Source organism: Coriobacteriia bacterium, from assembly GCA_013336165.1.
Taxonomy (GTDB): Bacteria; Actinomycetota; Coriobacteriia; order Anaerosomatales; family JAAXUF01; genus JAAXUF01.
Genome location: JAAXUF010000018.1, coordinates 13,774 through 32,397, shown reverse-complemented (window position 1 = coordinate 32,397; position 18,624 = coordinate 13,774). Strand labels below are relative to the sequence as shown.

The 18,624-nt window shown below is 57.0% G+C and carries 24 protein-coding genes; all 24 read right to left on the bottom strand.

What is annotated here, in order from left to right:
• Positions 1-218: 218 nt before the first annotated feature.
• The 24 genes from HGA39_09345 to HGA39_09230 all read right to left on the bottom strand — a co-directional run bounded on the left by HGA39_09345 (position 219) and on the right by HGA39_09230 (position 18,552).
• Positions 219-839 carry a DUF4272 domain-containing protein gene (locus tag HGA39_09345; protein NTW29548.1) on the bottom strand — a complete coding sequence of 207 codons (621 nt, stop codon included), beginning with the start codon at positions 837-839 and terminating at the stop codon, positions 219-221.
• 264 nt (positions 840-1,103) lie between these two features.
• Positions 1,104-1,643: a hypothetical protein gene (locus HGA39_09340; protein ID NTW29547.1), complete on the bottom strand. Its 540-nt coding sequence runs from the start codon at positions 1,641-1,643 to the stop codon at positions 1,104-1,106.
• 136 nt (positions 1,644-1,779) lie between these two features.
• Positions 1,780-2,475, bottom strand: coding sequence for an SHOCT domain-containing protein (locus tag HGA39_09335; protein NTW29546.1), 696 nt, complete (start codon positions 2,473-2,475; stop codon positions 1,780-1,782).
• Positions 2,476-2,595: 120 nt separating this feature from the next.
• Positions 2,596-3,033 (bottom strand): hypothetical protein, encoded by a 438-nt coding sequence (locus tag HGA39_09330; GenBank protein NTW29545.1) that lies wholly within the window; start codon positions 3,031-3,033, stop codon positions 2,596-2,598.
• A 191-nt stretch (positions 3,034-3,224) separates the two neighbouring features.
• Entirely contained in the window at positions 3,225-3,638 is a 414-nt protein-coding gene (locus tag HGA39_09325) for a hypothetical protein (GenBank protein NTW29544.1), read from the bottom strand.
• Positions 3,639-3,753: 115 nt separating this feature from the next.
• Complete coding sequence (locus HGA39_09320; GenBank protein NTW29543.1) at positions 3,754-4,227, bottom strand: DUF1851 domain-containing protein; 474 nt, start codon at positions 4,225-4,227, stop codon at positions 3,754-3,756.
• Positions 4,228-4,303: 76 nt separating this feature from the next.
• Positions 4,304-5,158, bottom strand: coding sequence for a lyase (locus tag HGA39_09315; protein ID NTW29542.1), 855 nt, complete (start codon positions 5,156-5,158; stop codon positions 4,304-4,306).
• 415 nt (positions 5,159-5,573) lie between these two features.
• Positions 5,574-6,053, bottom strand: a complete 480-nt coding sequence (locus HGA39_09310; protein ID NTW29541.1) for a DinB family protein — start codon at positions 6,051-6,053, stop codon at positions 5,574-5,576.
• A 171-nt stretch (positions 6,054-6,224) separates the two neighbouring features.
• Entirely contained in the window at positions 6,225-7,082 is an 858-nt protein-coding gene (locus HGA39_09305) for a toll/interleukin-1 receptor domain-containing protein (protein NTW29540.1), read from the bottom strand.
• A 95-nt stretch (positions 7,083-7,177) separates the two neighbouring features.
• Positions 7,178-7,639, bottom strand: coding sequence for a hypothetical protein (locus tag HGA39_09300; GenBank protein ID NTW29539.1), 462 nt, complete (start codon positions 7,637-7,639; stop codon positions 7,178-7,180).
• Between the two features lie 487 nt (positions 7,640-8,126).
• On the bottom strand, positions 8,127-8,534 hold the full coding sequence (locus HGA39_09295) for a DUF4352 domain-containing protein (protein NTW29538.1): 408 nt from the start codon (positions 8,532-8,534) through the stop codon (positions 8,127-8,129).
• A 552-nt stretch (positions 8,535-9,086) separates the two neighbouring features.
• Positions 9,087-9,560, bottom strand: coding sequence for a DUF1851 domain-containing protein (locus tag HGA39_09290; protein ID NTW29537.1), 474 nt, complete (start codon positions 9,558-9,560; stop codon positions 9,087-9,089).
• Positions 9,561-9,664: 104 nt separating this feature from the next.
• Positions 9,665-10,564 carry an HNH endonuclease gene (locus HGA39_09285; GenBank protein NTW29536.1) on the bottom strand — a complete coding sequence of 300 codons (900 nt, stop codon included), beginning with the start codon at positions 10,562-10,564 and terminating at the stop codon, positions 9,665-9,667.
• Positions 10,565-10,675: 111 nt separating this feature from the next.
• Entirely contained in the window at positions 10,676-11,206 is a 531-nt protein-coding gene (locus HGA39_09280) for a hypothetical protein (GenBank protein NTW29535.1), read from the bottom strand.
• A 335-nt stretch (positions 11,207-11,541) separates the two neighbouring features.
• Positions 11,542-12,015: a DUF3806 domain-containing protein gene (locus tag HGA39_09275; protein ID NTW29534.1), complete on the bottom strand. Its 474-nt coding sequence runs from the start codon at positions 12,013-12,015 to the stop codon at positions 11,542-11,544.
• A 108-nt stretch (positions 12,016-12,123) separates the two neighbouring features.
• Positions 12,124-12,705 (bottom strand): hypothetical protein, encoded by a 582-nt coding sequence (locus HGA39_09270; protein ID NTW29533.1) that lies wholly within the window; start codon positions 12,703-12,705, stop codon positions 12,124-12,126.
• Positions 12,706-12,868: 163 nt separating this feature from the next.
• A complete protein-coding gene (locus HGA39_09265; protein NTW29532.1) occupies positions 12,869-13,171 on the bottom strand; it encodes a HigA family addiction module antidote protein in 303 nt (100 codons plus the stop codon).
• 12 nt (positions 13,172-13,183) lie between these two features.
• Positions 13,184-13,462 carry an excinuclease ABC subunit A gene (locus HGA39_09260; GenBank protein NTW29531.1) on the bottom strand — a complete coding sequence of 93 codons (279 nt, stop codon included), beginning with the start codon at positions 13,460-13,462 and terminating at the stop codon, positions 13,184-13,186.
• Positions 13,463-13,650: 188 nt separating this feature from the next.
• Positions 13,651-14,214: a hypothetical protein gene (locus tag HGA39_09255; protein ID NTW29530.1), complete on the bottom strand. Its 564-nt coding sequence runs from the start codon at positions 14,212-14,214 to the stop codon at positions 13,651-13,653.
• Between the two features lie 102 nt (positions 14,215-14,316).
• Positions 14,317-14,973: a hypothetical protein gene (locus HGA39_09250; GenBank protein ID NTW29529.1), complete on the bottom strand. Its 657-nt coding sequence runs from the start codon at positions 14,971-14,973 to the stop codon at positions 14,317-14,319.
• Positions 14,974-15,130: 157 nt separating this feature from the next.
• Entirely contained in the window at positions 15,131-16,243 is a 1,113-nt protein-coding gene (locus tag HGA39_09245; GenBank protein NTW29528.1) for a hypothetical protein, read from the bottom strand.
• Positions 16,244-16,364: 121 nt separating this feature from the next.
• A complete protein-coding gene (locus HGA39_09240) occupies positions 16,365-16,955 on the bottom strand; it encodes a hypothetical protein (GenBank protein NTW29527.1) in 591 nt (196 codons plus the stop codon).
• A gap of 177 nt (positions 16,956-17,132) precedes the next feature.
• A complete protein-coding gene (locus tag HGA39_09235; GenBank protein NTW29526.1) occupies positions 17,133-17,573 on the bottom strand; it encodes a hypothetical protein in 441 nt (146 codons plus the stop codon).
• Positions 17,574-17,982: 409 nt separating this feature from the next.
• Positions 17,983-18,552 carry a hypothetical protein gene (locus HGA39_09230; protein ID NTW29525.1) on the bottom strand — a complete coding sequence of 190 codons (570 nt, stop codon included), beginning with the start codon at positions 18,550-18,552 and terminating at the stop codon, positions 17,983-17,985.
• Between the last annotated feature and the right edge of the window lie 72 nt (positions 18,553-18,624).

Genomic DNA, 18,624 nt, shown 5'->3' with positions numbered 1-18,624 from the left:
GACAGGCTCAAAGCAATCAGCCAATACAATCCCCCCTTGCATAGCAATTCATTCGTGTTTGAGCGCGGAGCGCGAGCCTCAAATGCATCGAGTTCTTCAGCGCCGTTGTACTGCTGTAGCTAACGTCTGAGGCATGAGCGGCGGTCATGCGTTGTCATTAGCGTACCGCTTTCGCCGCCCGCTCGATGCCTTTGTTAGACGGGTCTACGAACGCCCCGTCATGTATCTGTGGGCGTCAAGCTCCAGTCATTCTTTGGAGCCATACCACAGATCCAATTGAGTGCTTTGTGTCGTTCAGCCGCAATAGATGTCGCGTGCGAATACTCTTCCGCGGAAATCGAACGGTAAGGCTTGCCGAAAGCACAGAAGTCGCCATCGCACACGTCTCGCAGATCGCCGGCCTTGGCGGCCGCCTCAGATGTCAGACGAACCACCTCGTCCAGCGTCATCCCGTCAGGCAGAGCAGGGATTGACTGGCCGGATTCGATCAACTGGCGTGTACGACTTCGCCAGTGCCAAAGCTCCGCTACTGATCGGGCCTTTTCCAGCTCGTCCCCGCTTCTTAGCGCAAGCGTTTCCGCAGACGGTGGCAAGAGTTTTGCGATGGCTGGGTCGGATTCTTGGTCGAAACCGGGCATCTCAGGCAGAAGCGACATGGCCCAAAGGCAACAGGAGAGAGATTCTACTGCCCAAGAAGAGTCGACGAGCTGCTGCTGAGACCGCCCGGTCAGGCCCGCTGTGAAGAACTGCCTCTCGTCCAGAGTCGTGTGCTTCCAGACTCCGGATGTCTCAAGAGATCCACGGATCGCGTCTGCTGCCTGCTTATACTGCTGCAGCAAAGCTTCCCGCTCCGACGCATCCCAAGTTTCCATCATCCCAACGAGCATGTCTGGCGGAGGCCATGCCATGGCGTGGACAATACGAATTCCAAGAATGCGAGACCGTGCATACACCAGCTGAACATCGGGACGCGAATCCTTCTTACCCCATCCGAACACAGTATCCCCCTCCGTCTAACGTCCAGCGAATGAGCAGACGCGCATCCGCTTGCTTGTCAGTGTAGCTCTTGGCGTTCTGCTCGATTCGCTTGTTCGACATCCCATCTAGACATGCATGAACCCAGAGGCGAACATCAAAACCGAGCCACAAATCACGAGCAACGCTCCCGTGGCCCTCTGCCCCGCCGGCTTCACGTCAAAGTCATGGATTCTTGCATCGAGATCAACGAATCGGGCATTAACTGACTCCGTTGTCTCGCTCACCACAGCTTTGATTTGCCCGATGGCTTCTGCACGACCGGCGCTCTCGTTCAAGCACATTTGAAGCAGGATGTCTGTCCGAGACTGCAGCCGTTTGACCGTCTCCCCCAGATCTAATCCATCGGGGATCTCATTCCACGCGAACCCGGTTGCCCAGCTGCCCGTGGCGATGTTGATCGACGCTGACCCGGATATCGCTTGGGGTCTGACTTTACCACCCCTGAGCCTAGACCAAGCGGCTCGCAGTCGGGACGCCGCGGCCATCCGGCTCTCACGCGCCCAGCCCAGCACAGTGACCTTGAGCCACTGCAGATCGCGCGAGGAGCTGATGGCCACCCCTGCGACATTCATCACGAAGCCGAGAACTAGGATAGCAATCGCCATCGGTGTAACCCCCCCATCATTTGGTATGTCGAACGTCTGACGTTTGAGCTGCGAGCGTAGCGCTTTAAGAGCGAAACGACTATCCGCGAGTCAGCTCGAAACGTTTGTTCGATGTGGCCGGCACCGGTCGCAAGCGCTACTTGGAGCGGCTGAGGATGTCCCACTTCTTGCTGTTGAATTCGGATTCCGACAGGATCCCATCCCGATGGAGTTCATGCAGTCGTCTCAATTGGATGATCGCCGCCGCGCGCTCATCCGGTCGCTTGCCCAGATAGAGATCCTTGGCGCGCTCCCAATCCTCAGAGGAGATTACGCTCGCATCACGCAGTTCCGCGAGCTTGCTCAGCTCATCAGCAATCGATGACTGACTGCCTAGCGTGACACCAGATGTCAGCGCCTGTTCAATCGCCTCACGGATCAGCTTGGCAGTGTCGAGAGAAGCTACGCGTATGTTGAGGTTCTCCCCGGACGAAAGACCCACGATCACTCCGCGACGTGCCGAATCCTCTCGATCCGCAATCCATCCAGATCTAACCATTCTCGCCCCGGCTACCGCGACTGCGACGCCAATAACGCAGAAGACGCCGGCAATGCTGAACAGCATTCCTGCGTTCAGCCCACTGACCAGCATCAAGACTGCGATAATGGCACCCACGAGGAACAAGCCCACACCCCGAGCCATCCGCGACCCATGCCGATCAGTCTCTACCTCAGGAAGTTTCGACACGCGAACGGCCGTCACTCCAGAAATCGGGCACGTCACATCCCGGTATTTGAGTCTCGCGCTCGTGACGATGAGATTCTTGCCAACGTAGTACTCGATCTCTGCCATCGGTCCCCCAAATACGATATCGACCCTAACCATCAGCTCCATCGAACGTCTGACGTTTGAGCAGCGAGCGTAGCGCTTTCAGAACGAGACCGCTATCTGCGAGTCTGCTCGAAACGTTTGTTAGCTCCCTCCACGCAACCAGACGATGCCCCTCTCGATACAACGAGAGTAGGCAGCCCTGTCAAATTCAAACGGACCCACGTCATCGAACTCATCAATCTGTCCATCGAGCGCGGTATCGAAAGCGAAACTGTGCCATGAGATGGTATTGGGGCTGACCGTTACGCAGACAGACACCTCGCCGCACTCGGGATCGCCGCACTCTCCACATACGTACATCGAGCATCGCCACGTGCCATAGTCGGTCGAACCAGGCAACAACCAAGACGCGGCTTTGATGCACTCATCCTTGACGGGAAAACGAGCGATACACGAGACGTGATCGAACTCGCTGAAGAGCTGCCGAAGCGGCGTATCGTCGATGACGAAGTCCATGTATTCAACGCCCAGACCAGTGGGGGCGGACCGTCGCGCAATAGTGAGATCCAAACGGTTCATAGGTCTCCTAGTGGAGCTAACGTCTGACGTTTGAGCGGCAGGCGTGTCGCTCTCGAAAGAGTAGCGCTTTCGCTGTCCGCTCGAAACGTTTGTTAGGCACCGCGGATTCAGATACTAAACACACCACTCCCGGCAATTGCACATTCGAAGCATCAGCCACAGCGCGTGGCGCTATCAATTGAATGCCGTTGTTAGGCTCCTGCGTCGTTGCCTTTGAGTTCGCGATAGCGTTCGTTCCACCAAGCCACAAGTTCAGAGTGCTGCTCATGGCTGACCCAGGTTATGTTGTCTTGGGCCTGAGGGTCACCCCCGAAGACGATGGGCGTGACGTACCATTTGACCAGTCCGACGAAGCGACTATCCGCCTCGAGAGACGCTGCCTCAGGAACATTGCAGGGCAGCACATGCCGTGCGTCAAGCGGTACCGACGGAACCGCAAACGCTTGGCCTTCGCTATCGCACACAATCAGATCGTCCCAGCCGCGCAGACCCATCACCGAGTGTTCAGGGAATTCCTGAGCAACGCGATACCTCTGAGTGGCGTCCGCAATCTCACCCTCACCAAAGATGATGTAGTACTCGTCGCCGTGCCAACCCTCATTCATGTGCGTCAACCTTCGGTTATGTGTGCCTAACGTCTGACGTTTGAGCTGCGAGCGTAGCGCTTTCAGAGAGCGAAGACTATCTGCGAGTCAGCTCGAAACGTTTGTTAGGCCGTAGCTACTCGATACCGACACCGGCAACGGACGTTCCCTCCGGCAGATTGTGCGTCCGCTCATGGATCTGCCCGAGCAGCGAGAAATGCACGGCCATATCGAGCGACCGGATGTTGTCCGGAACACAATTTCCGCCTAGGACCATGGGCTGCTCCAAGTCGTAAACCTGTCCCGGTCCCAAGGTTCGACCCTTGGCAGCAAGATCAGCACACATCTCGACAAACAGATAGTCGTAGACAAACTGCCGATCTGCCAGAAGCGAACGCAGCTCTTCCGGAGAGTCAGCCACGGTGCTCAACTCAGCGGCCTGGGTATCAAGGAACAGAACCGAGCCATCGTCCACATCCTGCAGGAACGCATCACCTGCGGCAGTGACAAGAATAGGCAAACGACTCGTCCCGATGAGCCAGACCCAGTCCGCGAGCAGGCCGTCGCGATCAATGTGCGCGAAGCTTACTGTGAGATCGTCGAGCGTGATAGCCATGAATCCCCCTTCATATCGGCCTAACGTCTGACGTTTGAGCTGCGAGCGTAACGCTTTCCGAGAGCGACGACTATCTGCGAGTCAGCTCGAAACGTTTGTTCGATGGACCACGCATAACCTGACTGGACGCTGCGATTGCCGCTAGGAGTTGCGACTCGAAGCTTCCGCCTTCGTCGAAGTCTAAGGTCGTCAGAAGTTCTTCGAGCCGCTGCAAGAGCGCGGAGTCCCCCAGCTCTTCTGCGGCCTCAAGACTCAGAAGGCTGACATCGCTGCCCTCCCATTCACGCAGTAACGCAGCGCGTACACGTAGATCGCCGCGACGAGCAAGACCGACAAGGGCCTCGCCGCGAATCTCGAGGTCCGGATCATCAAGGGCACTCGCCAGAGTCTCGCGAATCTCATCGCTATCTGCCTCAGTCAGTGACCCGAGACCAAACACAGCCCAATTCCTAGTGTCGAAGTCAGTATCTTGAGCAAGTTGAATCAGTGCGGCCACTGCCAGCTCATCGCCGAATCCGCCAAGGGCAGACGCCACGGCGTAGCGAATCTCAGAACTCTCGTGATTCGTGAACTCACACAGCGCTGCGACGCAGCGCACATCGCCGCGATGCCCCAGATTGATGATGGCGGCTCCAAGTACATCCAAATCCGGATCGCCCAACATCGTCAGAAGAATGTCCACCGACTCCGTGAGAAAGGTAGGCGTCCCCGAGCCAAGCTGGCCAAGAAGGTTCGCGCCGATTTCACGGTCAGATGGGTCATCACTCTGGGTCAAACGTCTGCCCAGATCGAATTCAGTCTGCCCCCCGCGCTTCTGGAGAGCCGTCAGGGATTCCCACTGACTCTCTTCGTCCTGACGTTCAACCCGATGAGCCACAAGGAGCTCCTCCGATGTCCGCGCTTCCGCTGAACCTAGTTCGGGCAACTACCTCACTCCTGTTCCATCGAACGTCCAGCGAATGAGCAGACGCGCATTCGCTTGCTTGTCAGTCTAACTCCTGGCGTTCTGCTCGATTCGCTTGTTCTACACTTCTGGAGGGGTGATATCGACGGATATCGCCCCTCCAAGGCACGAAGCACGGTGGGCACTTCCCTCATTGCATCTAGGTTGAATGCAATGGTGCGCCGCGTTTCAGCCGGTTCCCTGCCGTTTGCTTCTTTGAAGAGCCGTATCATGTGCGAGCGAGTGCCGTGTATGTGTAGAACGTCTGACGTTTGAGCAGCGGACGTGCCGCTTTCGAAAGAGTAGCGCTTTCGCCGTCTGCTCGAAACGTTTGTTGGGCAGTCAGCGCACGCGCCACAGGTCGCACTCAAAAAAACGTCCACAAAGGAGTGACCCCCTACAAGCCCATTGCCTTGCGCTTGTCCATGATGGTGACCACATGATCCTCAAGGTGCTCGACAGCGTGCTCGAATACTTCGCGCAGAGTCTGCAGGCCGTTTTCAGAATGCACCGCCGTGCGTTCCCATGCCTGCGGAGCGAGACGCTCCAAGTCTGCCGCAAGCTGTTCACGTTGCGCTGCAAGCAGGCGTAGATCGAGTTCAGGATCGCGCTCGTGGTAGTGGAGCGGTCCCGGATAGCTCGCAGACTCAACGCCCATGAGCAGCGGCTTGTCCGTCGCAATCGTGCGCTTGACGCGATCACACATGAACTGATCCGAGTCGACGATGTGACAAAGCACCTCAAGTGAACTCATCTTGCCGGCGATAGGACGGGCGCACAGCGCCTCCGGGTCCATCCCGGCGATCGCGTCGCGCAAAGCGGCCGGGCCAACGCGGTAAGCGTCAATAAGTTCCGGGATGGTTGCTGACGATGACATGGTACTGTCCCCTTCCGGCGAAGATGTGGCGTTCAACGCAGCGAGAGACGTGCGTGCGCGGGGCGCCTCAACCCGGCACTCTCTTTGGATCTGCCCAACGTCCAGCGAATGAGCAGACGCGCATCCGCGTGCTTGTCAGTCTAACTCCTGGCGTTCTGCTCGATTCGCTTGTTAGGCATCTGTCTCAGGCTGCAAAGCGTCTTCTGATTCTGAAGGCATCGACAGCAGTTGCTGTAATGCTTGTCGATTCATCTTTGACGAATCGCGCACCAACTTCGTCATCTGATCCATGCTGGCCACAGGCACATCTGAATTGATGTACGGGTGCAGTGCTGACGGCAGATCCCTGGCCATCATCTCTCCACGTTCTTGCATGACCCTCACAGTCCCCGCCATTTGTTCCATAACAGGTATGAACTGATCAATGTACTCGTCACGGATTTGGGAGTGCTCCAGCCGCACGTTCTCGCGTCGAAGTTGCTCGCGGTTGAGCGCCAAGATTTCTTCTAGTAGTTCTTCGGTCGTGCGCGGCGCCGCGACCGGTTCATCGAGACTGGGAATCTTTAGCAATTGCGCCTCCAAGTGAGGCCACCATACGTCGAAGATCTCCCCCAGATCGACTTCAGATATCCTATCAGCGTCTAGTGCTCGATTCAGGTTCTGAAGGACTTTCAGGACTCCCGCACGGTCAAGAGTTACCGCTTGAAACTGAGCCAAAGGACCGCCCAGTTGAACTGGAGTCATATCGAATAGCAGTGGGCAAACAAATGTCTGTTCAATCGTCTTCGAAAGGGCACCTGCTTCGAAAACAAGCCAAGGGTTTGACTGGTTCTCCGGCGTTACCAGCAATATGCCAACCTTGGCCTGCCCAAGCTCCGACGATACTTCAGGCAACCAGCGAGCGCCGCTCGCAATGTCCTCGTCAGACATCCAAGGACGAAGTGACTGCATCACCCGGGGTAGCCATGTTCGCAAAGCATCTGCGAGAAAACGACTCCGTGAACCCGACCAGCTTAGGAAGACCCTCACAGACTCTCCTTTCGTATGCCTAACGTCTGACGTTTGAGCAGCGGACGTATCACTCTCGAAAGAGTAGCGCTTTCGCCGCCTGCTCGAAACGTTTGTTAGGCGGATCTCTCCACGGCCCACGGACGCACTTCGGGCTCCGCAACCATCAGCAAGATATCGCCGAAACTACAGCTGCCGAGCAGCTTTCGCTGATACGGCAGATAGAGGGCAACCGTAAGCCCACGAGCATGTTCGACGAGAACTTTGACGGCTCGCGTCTGCCTGTGTCCCGCCGGCGTGATCGTCACGTCCTCACACACGGCCACTGCTTTGAGCGCATGTTCTTCTGCCTCGCGGCGAAGTGCCTCATGCAGGCGTGGCAGAATCTCGATTGACGATACTTTCGCGTCGAGGTCATCCGGAGCAGCCATGACAAGACGAACACTGCCGTCAGTCTCAAGAACAGCCCCATGGGGCAGGAACTGACCGCGCTTGCGCACGAACATCTCCGACGCCTCGAACAAAGGATTTGCCAACGCCTCGATGTCAGGCTTGAGTTCAGCGAACAGATCACTCATCTAGTCCCCCTTGACTGCCATTCACATTTAACGCGCACCCGCCAAACCCCACGCTCCCACAATACGACAACCGTGTGCTCATCGAACGCTGGAAACATCGAGGATCACCGAGACGGCGTCGAGCGTCAGCTCCTCGCAAGTCTGTGTATCTTGGGACGGAACGCGCCACCATGACCGAGCGTTTGGCCGCATGTTGTTATCCCACCAAACGGTCACAACGGAGAAATCGTCTAACAGAACAACTTGCCCCATGTGCATTCGCTTATCAGGGTACGCCGCCCGAAACGCTTCACGGGCGCGCCGCGAGGCCGATCGCGCCCTACGATGCGCAACCAATCGCTTCGAGAGACTCTCGCCGACACCCATGATTCCGCCTAACGTTTAAGGCATAAGCTGCGAGCGCAACTCTCTCAGAAAACGTAAACCTCTTGCGAGCCAGCTTGATGCCTTTGTTAGGCGGGTAGAGAACATTTATGAACGACTATGTCTACTTGAGGGAAACCTTCTGTCCCTCAACAAGAAGGGTCCAGTTGTCCTTGCTGAAGGAATCCTTCGCGACTTCGAACACCGTCCCGCCACTGACCGTGATTCCCGGATTGAGATCGCTTATTACCTTTCGCGTTGGGTCAATCTCAGTCGCGTAGCTACTGGAGGCATTGACGTCAGACGAAAACTTGGTTCCGTTCGGGTCGATAAGGTTGACGGTGAATGAGTTCCAGAAAGAACTGATTGGCTTGTTAGTGATGTTCTTGTACTTCCACTGCACCGCAACATAGACACCGCCCTCAGCAGGCTTGGAGTCAAAGTATTCGGATCCCACTTTGGATTTAACCTCTACCGCTGTCACAGTAATCTCATATTTGTCAGTACTGAAAGACTGTCCGACCTTGATCACTGGTTCCGCAGTCGCTTGACCTTGATTGCCACCTGAACTCGAAGACGAGGTGCTAGTCTGATCCTGACTGGCCCCTGAGTTCGAGGACGAAGTGCCAGTGGCGTCGGATCCCAAGCGGGCCAGACAGGAGGAGATGCCGCAACAAGACAGGAGCACCAACGCGACAATGACAACTATTAAGCCAGCGCGACGACGTTTCCGAACTGGTGCCTGGATAGCCGGAGGAGTCCGGCTCAGGAGCTGATAGAACCAATTGCGCAACTCGTTAGTTGCCCAAGTTAGCTCACCCGCTCGATCATATCCAGCCACTTGGGCATGACTGACTTGCACGTTGCCGATGCTGAACAGTTGCGTTACCTCATTAAACTCCAGAGGACGCCCGTCTACATAGACTCCCACCTGCATCTGTGATCCCCCCATGCTACAGAGTTATTCTGTCCCGCTTCAAATGGTACTACACTCCGCCTAACGTCTGACGTTTGAGCGGCAGGCGTGTCGCTCTCGAAAGAGTAGCGCTTTCGCTGTCCGCTCGAAACGTTTGTTAGGCCGTAGCTACTCGATACCGACACCGGCAATGGACGTTCCTTCCGGCAGATTGCGTGCCCGCTCATGGATCTGCCCGAGCAGCGAAAAATGCACGGCCATATCAAGCGACCTGATGTTGTCTGGAACACAATTGCCGCCTAGGACCATGGGCTGCTCCAAGTCGTAGACCTGTCCCGGCCCCAAGGTTCGACCCCTAGCAGCAAGGTCAGCACACATCTCGACAAACAGATAGTCGTAGACGAACTGTCGATCTGCCAGAAGCGAACGCAGCTCTTCCGGGGAGTCCGCCACGGTGCTCAACTCAGCGGCCTGGGTGTCGAGGAACAGAACCGAGCCATCGTCCGCATCCTGCAGGAATGCATCACCTGCGGCAGTGACTAGAATAGGCAAACGGCTCGTCCCGATGAGCCAGACCCAGTCCGCAAGCAGACCATCGCGATCGATGTGCGCGAAGCTAACTGTGAGATCGTCGAGCGTGATAGCCATGAATCCCCCTTCATATCGGCCTAACGTCTGACGTTTGAGCTGCGAGCGTAGCGCTTTCAGAGTGCGACGACTATCGGCGAGTCAGCTCGAAACGTTTGTTAGGACGACCCCAGTTCACGCAGTAGCTGCTCAGCCTGCCGAACGGTGGCGGGGTCCACAGCCTCAGAAGCCGCGATGGCCGAAAGCGCTTCCCGGGCCATTCCTCCATTGATGATGCGACGTGCGCAGTTCACGCGTGTTCGCCGTCCGCCCTCGCTGTAGCGCTGGGGCAGACGCTCGATCGCGTGCTCGGTTGAAAGTGACAAGTCCGCGAATACAGCGTAGTACTCGACGAATGCGGCGTAGCCGACACTCCTCAGCAGCCGCTCCACATCTGCTTGGGCCGCCTGCCGTGGCTGGCGGTCTGTACGGGATCGCGGACGCACCGCGCCGCGTGCAGAAGATCGCGGCGAACGCTGATCATGGACTTGACGAACGAGCTGCTTGATCTCGTCCGCCGTGACCTGACACTCCGAGACCAGGTCCATCAATCGATAATGGTTGTCCCAATGCTTGGTCCACAGAGTGCCGCCCGCCAGCTGTTCGAAGTCTACCCTAAGTGGCGTGCGCCATTCCTCATATCGCTCGAGACTCGCAATCCTGCTTTCGAGATCTGCGACCCCACGGGTGTGAGGCGAGAGCTTGGCTGGTCCAACCATCCAGGTCCGCCAGTCCGATCCGCCTTTGGACTGGTTGCACTTGCCGCATGCCGGAACAAGGTTGGCGATCTCCGAAACGTATCCCGTCGGACGCTTGTTCTTCACAAGGGGCCGGAGATGGTCCCATTCTGTCGTAGCGTTCCCGCAGTAGACACACTCGGTGTGGTCCAGCGTCATGCCCAAGACCGCGAGCGCCTCTTCAATCTCCTCCTGGGAAGGGTGAAAGACCGGAATGATCGAGTTCACGAATGAGTTGGTCAGGGAGGAGGACCGGGCCGAAATTGTCACCGCGTTCGGCATCTGAAACACGACGAGCCTCCTAGTCTGTTCGTCCTAACGTCTGACGTTTGAGCTGCGAGCGTAGCGCTGTCAGAAAGCGTAAACCTTTTGCGAGTCAGCTCGAAACGTTTGTTAGGCGTTGACCGATCGTTCACGAGCTATGTCATAGCGACGCTTCTGAGATGGAGTCAAGAGCGCCAGGTGCGGCTCAAGCAACCTCACGACGGTTGAGTACTCGCCTCGTTTGAAAGCATGTCCCGCCTCAGAAACCGCCACATTGGCTGCACGTTGAGCTCTTGAAGGGGCTCGCGCGAGCCTCTCTTCATCCAGCTGGCGTTGGTGATCGACGATGGCGTCCAGAACCTTGAAATCGCCAGAAAGAACATCCCTTGCGTACTCCATAAGGTCAGCCGCCTGACGAAGAATCTGTTCACGCTGCCCCAACAGCTGCCTGCTCTTGGTATTCCCTTCGGGAGCAAGTTTCGGCATCAGCTTCCATACGGGAAGTCCGTACCAATCATCATCTGCATCCTCTGCATGAAAAACCTTCGTCGAAGCTCCCATCCCGTAGGAAACACCCTCGATCTCAATCACCGTGGTGGAGTTGCCAAGCCGAACGCTGAAGGGATTTGCATATCGCTCCGGACGACAAGGCAGCTCCATGTAGTCTCCGTCTTCAAGCAAGGAGCGATACGCATCCAAGACCCACGCTCGAAATTCATCGACCCCATTGGCGCGGGAGTCCAAGAGCACATCGTACTTTGTTCGCCCAGCGCTACTAACGACCGCCTCGGACACGTCCGACGCAGACAACGCCTGCCGAGGAACTTTGCGATTACGGAACCAATTGAGAAGATCCACCCATGCCCCCCGGAGCCGATCCAGTGATACGCCTAACGTCTAGCGAATAACCTGCAAACCGAGGCCCACAAGGCCTCGGAGGAAGCGCGGCTTACTTGCCGAGGTTTGTCAGGTTGATTCGCATGTTGGACGGCGACCTACCTATACTCCCCACTGGCAAGCATCTTCCGCACTTCAACACAAACCCCATCGTGAAGATCCGCCAAGTCCGGATCCTCGCCTTGCTCGATCCGCTTCAGGATCATGCTGCGCGGAAAAACAGTGAGCGACGTCTTCTGGTAACGCAAGGCCAAATCAACACCGTCGTTGTCGACGTACCGCACCCAAGACATATCGAGGCTGTGGCAGAGAATGTCACCCAGCACGGTCCCGAGAGCGACCGCCTCGCCAACGGCATCGGCAGTGTAGGGTCCGTGTGCCAGAATCTCCTGCATGAGCGGAAGATCCGCTGCAGTTCCTGTGAGCCTTGATCCCGGGAAGTGCACCGCGACTACTGCTGGCAGGAACTCGCGATCCAACGCCAGCGTCGCTTCGTCTTCACCCGCCAGACTCCCGAACTGCCTCAACTCAGAATTGCGATTCCGCCCGAATCTCTTCGACAGAAACCCCATGCTCACCCCTTCAATGTCCGTCCAACGTCTGACGTTTGAGCTGCGAGCGTAACGCTTTCAGAGAGCGACGACTATCTGCGAGTCAGCTCGAAACGTTTGTTAGCATACTCAGCCTTGCACGGGATCACGCTTGAGAAGTCGTCGCAAAACATAGCGACTCCGTGGATAGTCTCTCAGCTGGTCGCCAACGACTGCATTCTCCTTCGCGAGCCCAAGGGCAATCGACACTCCGAACGCCGCTGAACGCAGCGAGCGAACCGTCAATATCCAAATCGAGACGACCGCTGCCACCCCAATGAGGACAGGTGGGAGAAAAATGGCGGCAACGTTCACATAGTACGCGAGATCAGCCGAAACCTTCCTGCTGAGACCGAAACCCATCGCTGAATCAAAGACGGCATAGAAGAGCGGCCCAAGCCAATGACGATTGAGCCAAGACAGGACTGGGAGCCACAATAGGAGGAAGATCACTTCCGCGGCAACCACGATCCACTCACGCAAGAAGTAGCGGGTGGCCTTGTACGAGTCCGCCTCAGCCTTCGACAGATGAGCCTCCTGCGGATTTGGAAGCGGCTCCACTCTGATGCCAAAGACTCGCAACACCGCAGGCCACCATGAGAGTGGCCCACTGTACACACAGGCGAGCACAAACCGTGTTGATAGCGTCAATCCCGAGACATGATGATCCACGTCTTCGCCCCCCGTTTCCCCGAACACCCAAGCGATTCGTCAACTCCGAGAACGTCCTGCTGATGATGCTAACGTCCGGTGTTTGAGCTGCGAGCGTAGCGCTTTCACAATGCGAAGACTATCTGCGAGTCAGCTCGAAACACGTGTTAGAACGGACCCCGATTCAGGCCGCGGTTCCCGACCATGGCCGAATCTTGTCGAGTTCCCCCGCCAGTCGCTCGTGAGCAACTTCCGTGTCGTAGGCGACCTGGGCACGCAGCCAGTAACCCTCCGACAATCCGAAGAAGCGGGACAGACGCAGGTCAGTATCAGCCGTGATCGCGCGCCTACCGGCCACGATCTCACCGATGCGCTGCGCCGGTACCCCGATCTCCTTGGCGAGACGATACTTCGAGATGCCCATAGGAAGCAGGAACTCCTCAAGCAAAAGCTCGCCTGGCGTTACGGGTGCAAGTGCGGTTGTCATCATCATCACCTTCTAGTGGTAGTCCACAATCTCAACGTCTTCGGGTCCAGCGGCAGTCCAGCGAAAGCAAACACGATACTGATCGTTAATCCGAATACTGTGTTGACCAGCGCGATCACCCTTGAGCGCCTCGAGCCGATTGCCCGGCGGCACCCTCAAGTCGTCAAGCTGACCAGCGATCTCGAGTTGCCGCAGTTTGCGACGCGCGACGGACTCAAAGGCGACGAAGCGCTTGACGCGCATGCCACCTGCGAGAGCTGCTGTGTCGGTGTCACGGAACGAGATGATCATGGCAAGAATAATAACGCTGTGCGTGAATAACGTCAAACGTTATTCACGCGTAACAACCTCAGACGATTTATGGGTCTCGTTCTAACGTCTGACGTTTGAGCGGCAGGCGTATTGCTTGCTGAAGCGTACCGCTTTCGCTGTCCGCTCGAAACGTGTGTTAGACACCCCGGCGCCCCTGGCCACGGCAGCTACGACCAGTATCGACTGGGCACGATCATCACGGCCGATGTATCTGGGTGGAATAGCAGCGGAAAGAAATCCCCTTTGAGTACACCATGCGGCAGATGCTGCCGGAACACCATGACCGACGAGGACTTGATAAGCTTTCCCCCTGTGATACTGGAGGGGACGGTCCAGCCCAAACCGCGTTCCATCTCATCAGTGATCATCGAGGCCAGCTCACGTCGATCGGGTTCTTCGGGCATCGTATTCTTGAGCTGATACAACTCGCGTGCGACAGATGAGAGCCATTCGGGGCATGCATCCAGAGAGCGATCCGGGGCGTAGATCACCATCGCGGGGTGATCCATCTTCCCAGGACTGAACAGCAGCGTGTTCGCTTGGACCAACGCTCCCCAGACAACACCACCTTCGTGCATTAACAGATCCTGGTTGCGGAAGAACTCCATCAGGTCGTCATCATCTTCCATCCATGATGGACGAGAGCCACTGACGTACCTGCGAGCGAACAGACCGAAGTGTCGAGGTTCGACCCCGATCTTGGCCCTAATAGCATTGATCGCATCACGCATTCGGTCCTCCTCTCTGCGGCGTGTCTAACGTCTGACGTTTGAGCTGCGAGCGTAACGTTTTCAGAGCGAAACGACTATCTGCGAGTCAGCTCGAAACGTTTGTTAGGCAGAGGAGTCCCCGCCATCTGACTGCTCCGGCGGAGAGTCGCGGAGAGAGCGTCGCACGCGAGACAGTAGACGACGCAGTACCGTCCGCTTGTTCCGCCCCTTTGGCATGGGGAAAATGCCGGCGCTCTTGGTTCGTGAATCACCGGCGTACATCGCATCCCACCAGCGCTCACCACCTGCGATGAAGTCATCGAGCGGTACCTGAGTGCCGTCAGACGTGAAGACCAGTAGATCATCGAACCAAACCACCAGATCAAGATACCGGTCTGCTTCGTCTTGGAAGACCGAAATTGAGTGAGACAGACCCCCCGTCTCGCCCGAGGTCCAATCGAGACTGTAACGCCCCGCCATACTTGCTAGCGAAGCGTCGTCTGTATCGATGAACTCCCAGCCATAGATGGGTAGCCCTCCAAACCCCTTCACGACCTCAAGGAGTTCATTGAGTTCGAATCGTCTGGCTGGCGCACGGCAATCGTCCCAGCTGCCATCCCTCAACGAGGCGACAACCCGCCCAACAGGAGAGAAGATGATTTGTACACGCGGGTCAGCAGGGGGGTCGCCGTGATTCGTCAGGGCAAGCACAGAGAAGGTTGCAGCCGCCAGTCGCTGTTCCGGCAAGACCTCGAATCCGAGCAAAGTTGACTCGTTCAACGCCGTCCCGAGTCCTTGGCGCTGTTCGTCCCCGATGTCCAACCGACTACCCCACTTCTGCCTAACGTCTGACGTTTGAGCGGCAGCCGTATCACTCTCGAAAGAGTAGCGCTTTCGCTGTCCGCTCGAAACGTTTGTTAGCCATGCCTGCGGCAATCTAGCTATGCAACTCAACGACATCAGATTCATGACGAGGACTGAGCTTGAAGTAGATGAAGCCAACCTGACTACCTTGGTATCCACCTGCAAGCAACCTGATGGGATGATCTACGGGTATTCGATTGTACGCGAGTCCCGAAACCTGTCCGTTCTCATCACAGCTCGTCAGACGATAATGACGCGCTAGAACTGAGCTCAGTGGACCGATTGTGAGCATCTGTGATTCTTCAGTCTCCGGGTCGTCCCCGGCGACAAACTCGATGTGCCCAGCCGAATCAGAGTCGAAGACAAAGTCATCGCCACCGTCAGTTTCCATTCCAAACATGGCTAGGTACGACACCACCTTGCTGTCCGTCTTGTCCTCAAGCGTCTTCGAGCCCAAGGTCATCCCGACGTCAGAAACCCTGAGGCTCAGGGTTGTTTGATTTCCATTGCCGGGTTCGCGATCCAAGATGTCGAAACTCATGCGAAATCGAAAAGGATATGGACGCAGGTGCACCCATCTGTCCCCAATTGAGGCCATTTCTGATTCCGCAAGAGCGTCGAACATCGACAGAGAAACCTTCGCAGAGTCTGTGGTTGAGAGGAGAAAGCCCACGTCAACCATGCTCCAGAACCCCGCGTGAGACCAGAAGATCGCTACTTTGGCCTCCGCACCTAGCTTATCTGCGTAGGTCGCGAGCCGTTCAAGGTAGACACGTCGAAACACCTTCAGCGGCGGATTCGTTTTGGAGGCGCAGTTCTTGACCTCAACGACAAATCGTTTGCCTTCTTGAGTGACCAACAGGAAATCGGGTGAAGACACCTCTTCATCCTCTAGGACAGTTCCGCTTCCATTGTCGAGACGCTGCGAGAGGACAGTCCCGCCCAAGGCATGAACGACCCATTCAAACATTGCCTCAGTGTGAACTCCGTACTGGAGAATCGGGTTGGACACAGCCGCCTCGATACGAACGCCAAGCGCGTCCGAGAAGTCCTGCAGCAGTGTTGGATCCCCCAGCGAGGCACCTGTGCCGGATGCGAAATCAGCTATGGCTCTGTACAGCGCTGTGTCCTCGAAACCAACGGCCGCTTTTTGTCCTGCAACCCTGTTCTCGCGAGTGCTTGGCATGAAGCCCCCCGATCATGCAATGGCTAACGTCTGTCGTTTGAGCTGCGAGCGTAACGCTTTCAGAGTGCAACGACTATCTGCGAGTCAGCTCGAAACGTTTGTTAGATGCGACCGCCGATTCTCAATCATTCAGAATGGCCGGCCCGTACAGAGCCTGCAACTCATCAAGTCTCTCACGCGTGAGGGGCACAGGCACGATGCCTAGGCGCTCACGAACGAGACTGGCCATGTCGTCGCGTTCCTGCCATGAATCCGGTTGGCCGGGCGTCGCGAGATACTCCAATGCCCCGTCGAGATCGTAGACGAGCTGCTCGAGAGTGAACCAGCCGTTGACCGCCCCGATGGCCATGAACTCGTCGAAGCCACCCGCGATGACTCGATTGCAGTCACTGAATGCACCGGGGACGGTCATCACGATGGGCCACGCCTTGCGATCAACACCCTCGACCTGCAGAAGACCAAAGTGAACGCCATCGCCGCCCGTGTGAGCAAACGTCAGTGAGTTCAAGGGCGTGCAATCGTAATCCCATCGTTCAAGTGGGCGCACGAGCAGGAGCCCGACTAGATCCAGAACGTATAGAGGATTCTTCGACGACGTGCGGCCAAGTTCATCCGCCAGGCGCCAGAGAGCCTCGAGCGTCGCCGGAAAATCGGGGTCAGGAGCCGACTCCTCAGGTGCGCGTCCAAATAATCTGTCGAGAAGACCCGACATCCGTGAATCCCCTCCCCCACAAGCAGTTGGCCCTTGGTCTGCATCTAACGTCTGACGTTTGAGCAGCGAGCGTAGCGCTTTCAGAGCGAGACGGCTATCTGCGAGTCTGCTCGAAACGTTTGTTCGATGAGACGCGTTGAGTCCGAAACGCCGCGATTCACCTCATCCATGGAAGACTCACCACATACGCGAAACCAGAGCGACGGCAGCTCCAATCGCCCCAGCGGTGGCAATGCTCGCATAAAGATAGCGCGCGATACGCATGATCCCGTAGCCGCCGACCTCGCCAGTCTCCCAATCGGGTGAGGTAATTGCGATGGGTGCCGCGGCAGGATAACGCCAGTAGATGCCGGCCACGAACACGCCAGCAAAGAGGCCGAGACCCAGTTCGATGACACCGGAACCCGGCGCAATCATCGCTGAAACGGCCGAAAGCACCGTAGAAACGACTGCGGCTACCGCCCCTAGCCGCAGAATGTCTGCCGGACGCGTCAGAATTGAAGCAGCGCAACCGGCTTTCGCAGCTGCCCGGAGCCGAACAGCCAAGAATCCTTGATGCAGACGGACGACAATTCCGACGAGAGCCGCGACGAACAGAAGCGTGTATACGAGTGTCACGATGTCTCCCCTTCATCGTTCCATCGAACGTCTGGCGTTTGAGCAGCGGCCCCGCCGCTTTCGAAAGAGTAGCGCTTTCGCCGCCTGCTCGAAACGCTTGTTAGCTACACGCTGTCATTCCATTCCAACGTCAATCTCGCAGGTCGCTCGTGGCGCGATCACCGAAGCGTGCACAAGCGGGAAAGCCGTTCTTCAGAGGAGACGGCGTACGCTCTCCTCACCTTCCGACTCTGCGGCACCCGGCTCCAAGAACGTTTCGCTTGCGCACTTGCAGGTCGACTGCTCCAAGCCGGGATTCGCGAGATTGTCCGAGCGCGGAGCGCGAGCCGTATCCCCCTGCTTCCCAGTCGATTCCTGTTGTAGCTAACGTCTGAGGCATGAGCAGACGCGCATGACCTCTCAGGTCAGTCTACCTCTTGGCGTTCTGCTCGATGCCTTTGTTCGACATGACCCGTCGAAGTGCGGGTGGTGGCCAGAAGAGCAAACGTAGCGACACACTACGATACCGCCACCAAACGAACGTCAAAACAGTTGCCACGATGATTGCCGCGGAAGCCACTGTCACGGAGGAATACTGCCAACCGCCCGCCGCACCAAAATCGTAGCCGAAAGCCCACAAGGTCTGCGCCTGACCTCCACGCAGAACATGCGCAGCCGACACCACGTCGAGGAGCGCTTCGCAAAACAGGAGCCAAACGACTGATCGATTGAGGGCATGCGCCCATGACGTCACGGCCAGCACGGCAAATGCTTCGACGGATTTCCAGAACACAATGTAGATCCAGCCGAGCACCAAGGCGTGGGTATCGACCCAATCTCCCCACAAACCCAATGCGAGATATGAGGCCGCCACATTTGACGCAAGGACAACCACGACCCACAGGAGCCACGCAACCAAGGTCCATCCGATGGCAGTGAATACAACGTAACGAAGACGCACTGGAGTCACATCACTGGCCATGCTGACGTCTTGGGTCATCTTCCCCTCCCCCACAGTTCTGTCGAACGTCTGAGGCATGAGCAGACGCGCACAACCTCTCAGGTCAGTTTA

Coding starts and splice junctions, on each gene's coding strand:
- HGA39_09335 (NTW29546.1), bottom strand. CDS start 2,475: ATGGCAGAGATCGAGTACTACGTTGGCAAGAATCTCATCGTCACGAGC.
- HGA39_09260 (NTW29531.1), bottom strand. CDS start 13,462: ATGATCATCTCGTTCCGTGACACCGACACAGCAGCTCTCGCAGGTGGC.
- HGA39_09330 (NTW29545.1), bottom strand. CDS start 3,033: ATGAACCGTTTGGATCTCACTATTGCGCGACGGTCCGCCCCCACTGGT.
- HGA39_09255 (NTW29530.1), bottom strand. CDS start 14,214: ATGCGTGATGCGATCAATGCTATTAGGGCCAAGATCGGGGTCGAACCT.
- HGA39_09325 (NTW29544.1), bottom strand. CDS start 3,638: ATGAATGAGGGTTGGCACGGCGACGAGTACTACATCATCTTTGGTGAG.
- HGA39_09300 (NTW29539.1), bottom strand. CDS start 7,639: ATGAGTGATCTGTTCGCTGAACTCAAGCCTGACATCGAGGCGTTGGCA.
- HGA39_09245 (NTW29528.1), bottom strand. CDS start 16,243: ATGCCAAGCACTCGCGAGAACAGGGTTGCAGGACAAAAAGCGGCCGTT.
- HGA39_09280 (NTW29535.1), bottom strand. CDS start 11,206: ATGGAGCTGCCTTGTCGTCCGGAGCGATATGCAAATCCCTTCAGCGTT.
- HGA39_09265 (NTW29532.1), bottom strand. CDS start 13,171: ATGACAACCGCACTTGCACCCGTAACGCCAGGCGAGCTTTTGCTTGAG.
- HGA39_09310 (NTW29541.1), bottom strand. CDS start 6,053: ATGTCATCGTCAGCAACCATCCCGGAACTTATTGACGCTTACCGCGTT.
- HGA39_09275 (NTW29534.1), bottom strand. CDS start 12,015: ATGGGGTTTCTGTCGAAGAGATTCGGGCGGAATCGCAATTCTGAGTTG.
- HGA39_09240 (NTW29527.1), bottom strand. CDS start 16,955: ATGTCGGGTCTTCTCGACAGATTATTTGGACGCGCACCTGAGGAGTCG.
- HGA39_09230 (NTW29525.1), bottom strand. CDS start 18,552: ATGACCCAAGACGTCAGCATGGCCAGTGATGTGACTCCAGTGCGTCTT.
- HGA39_09340 (NTW29547.1), bottom strand. CDS start 1,643: ATGGCGATTGCTATCCTAGTTCTCGGCTTCGTGATGAATGTCGCAGGG.
- HGA39_09285 (NTW29536.1), bottom strand. CDS start 10,564: ATGCCGAACGCGGTGACAATTTCGGCCCGGTCCTCCTCCCTGACCAAC.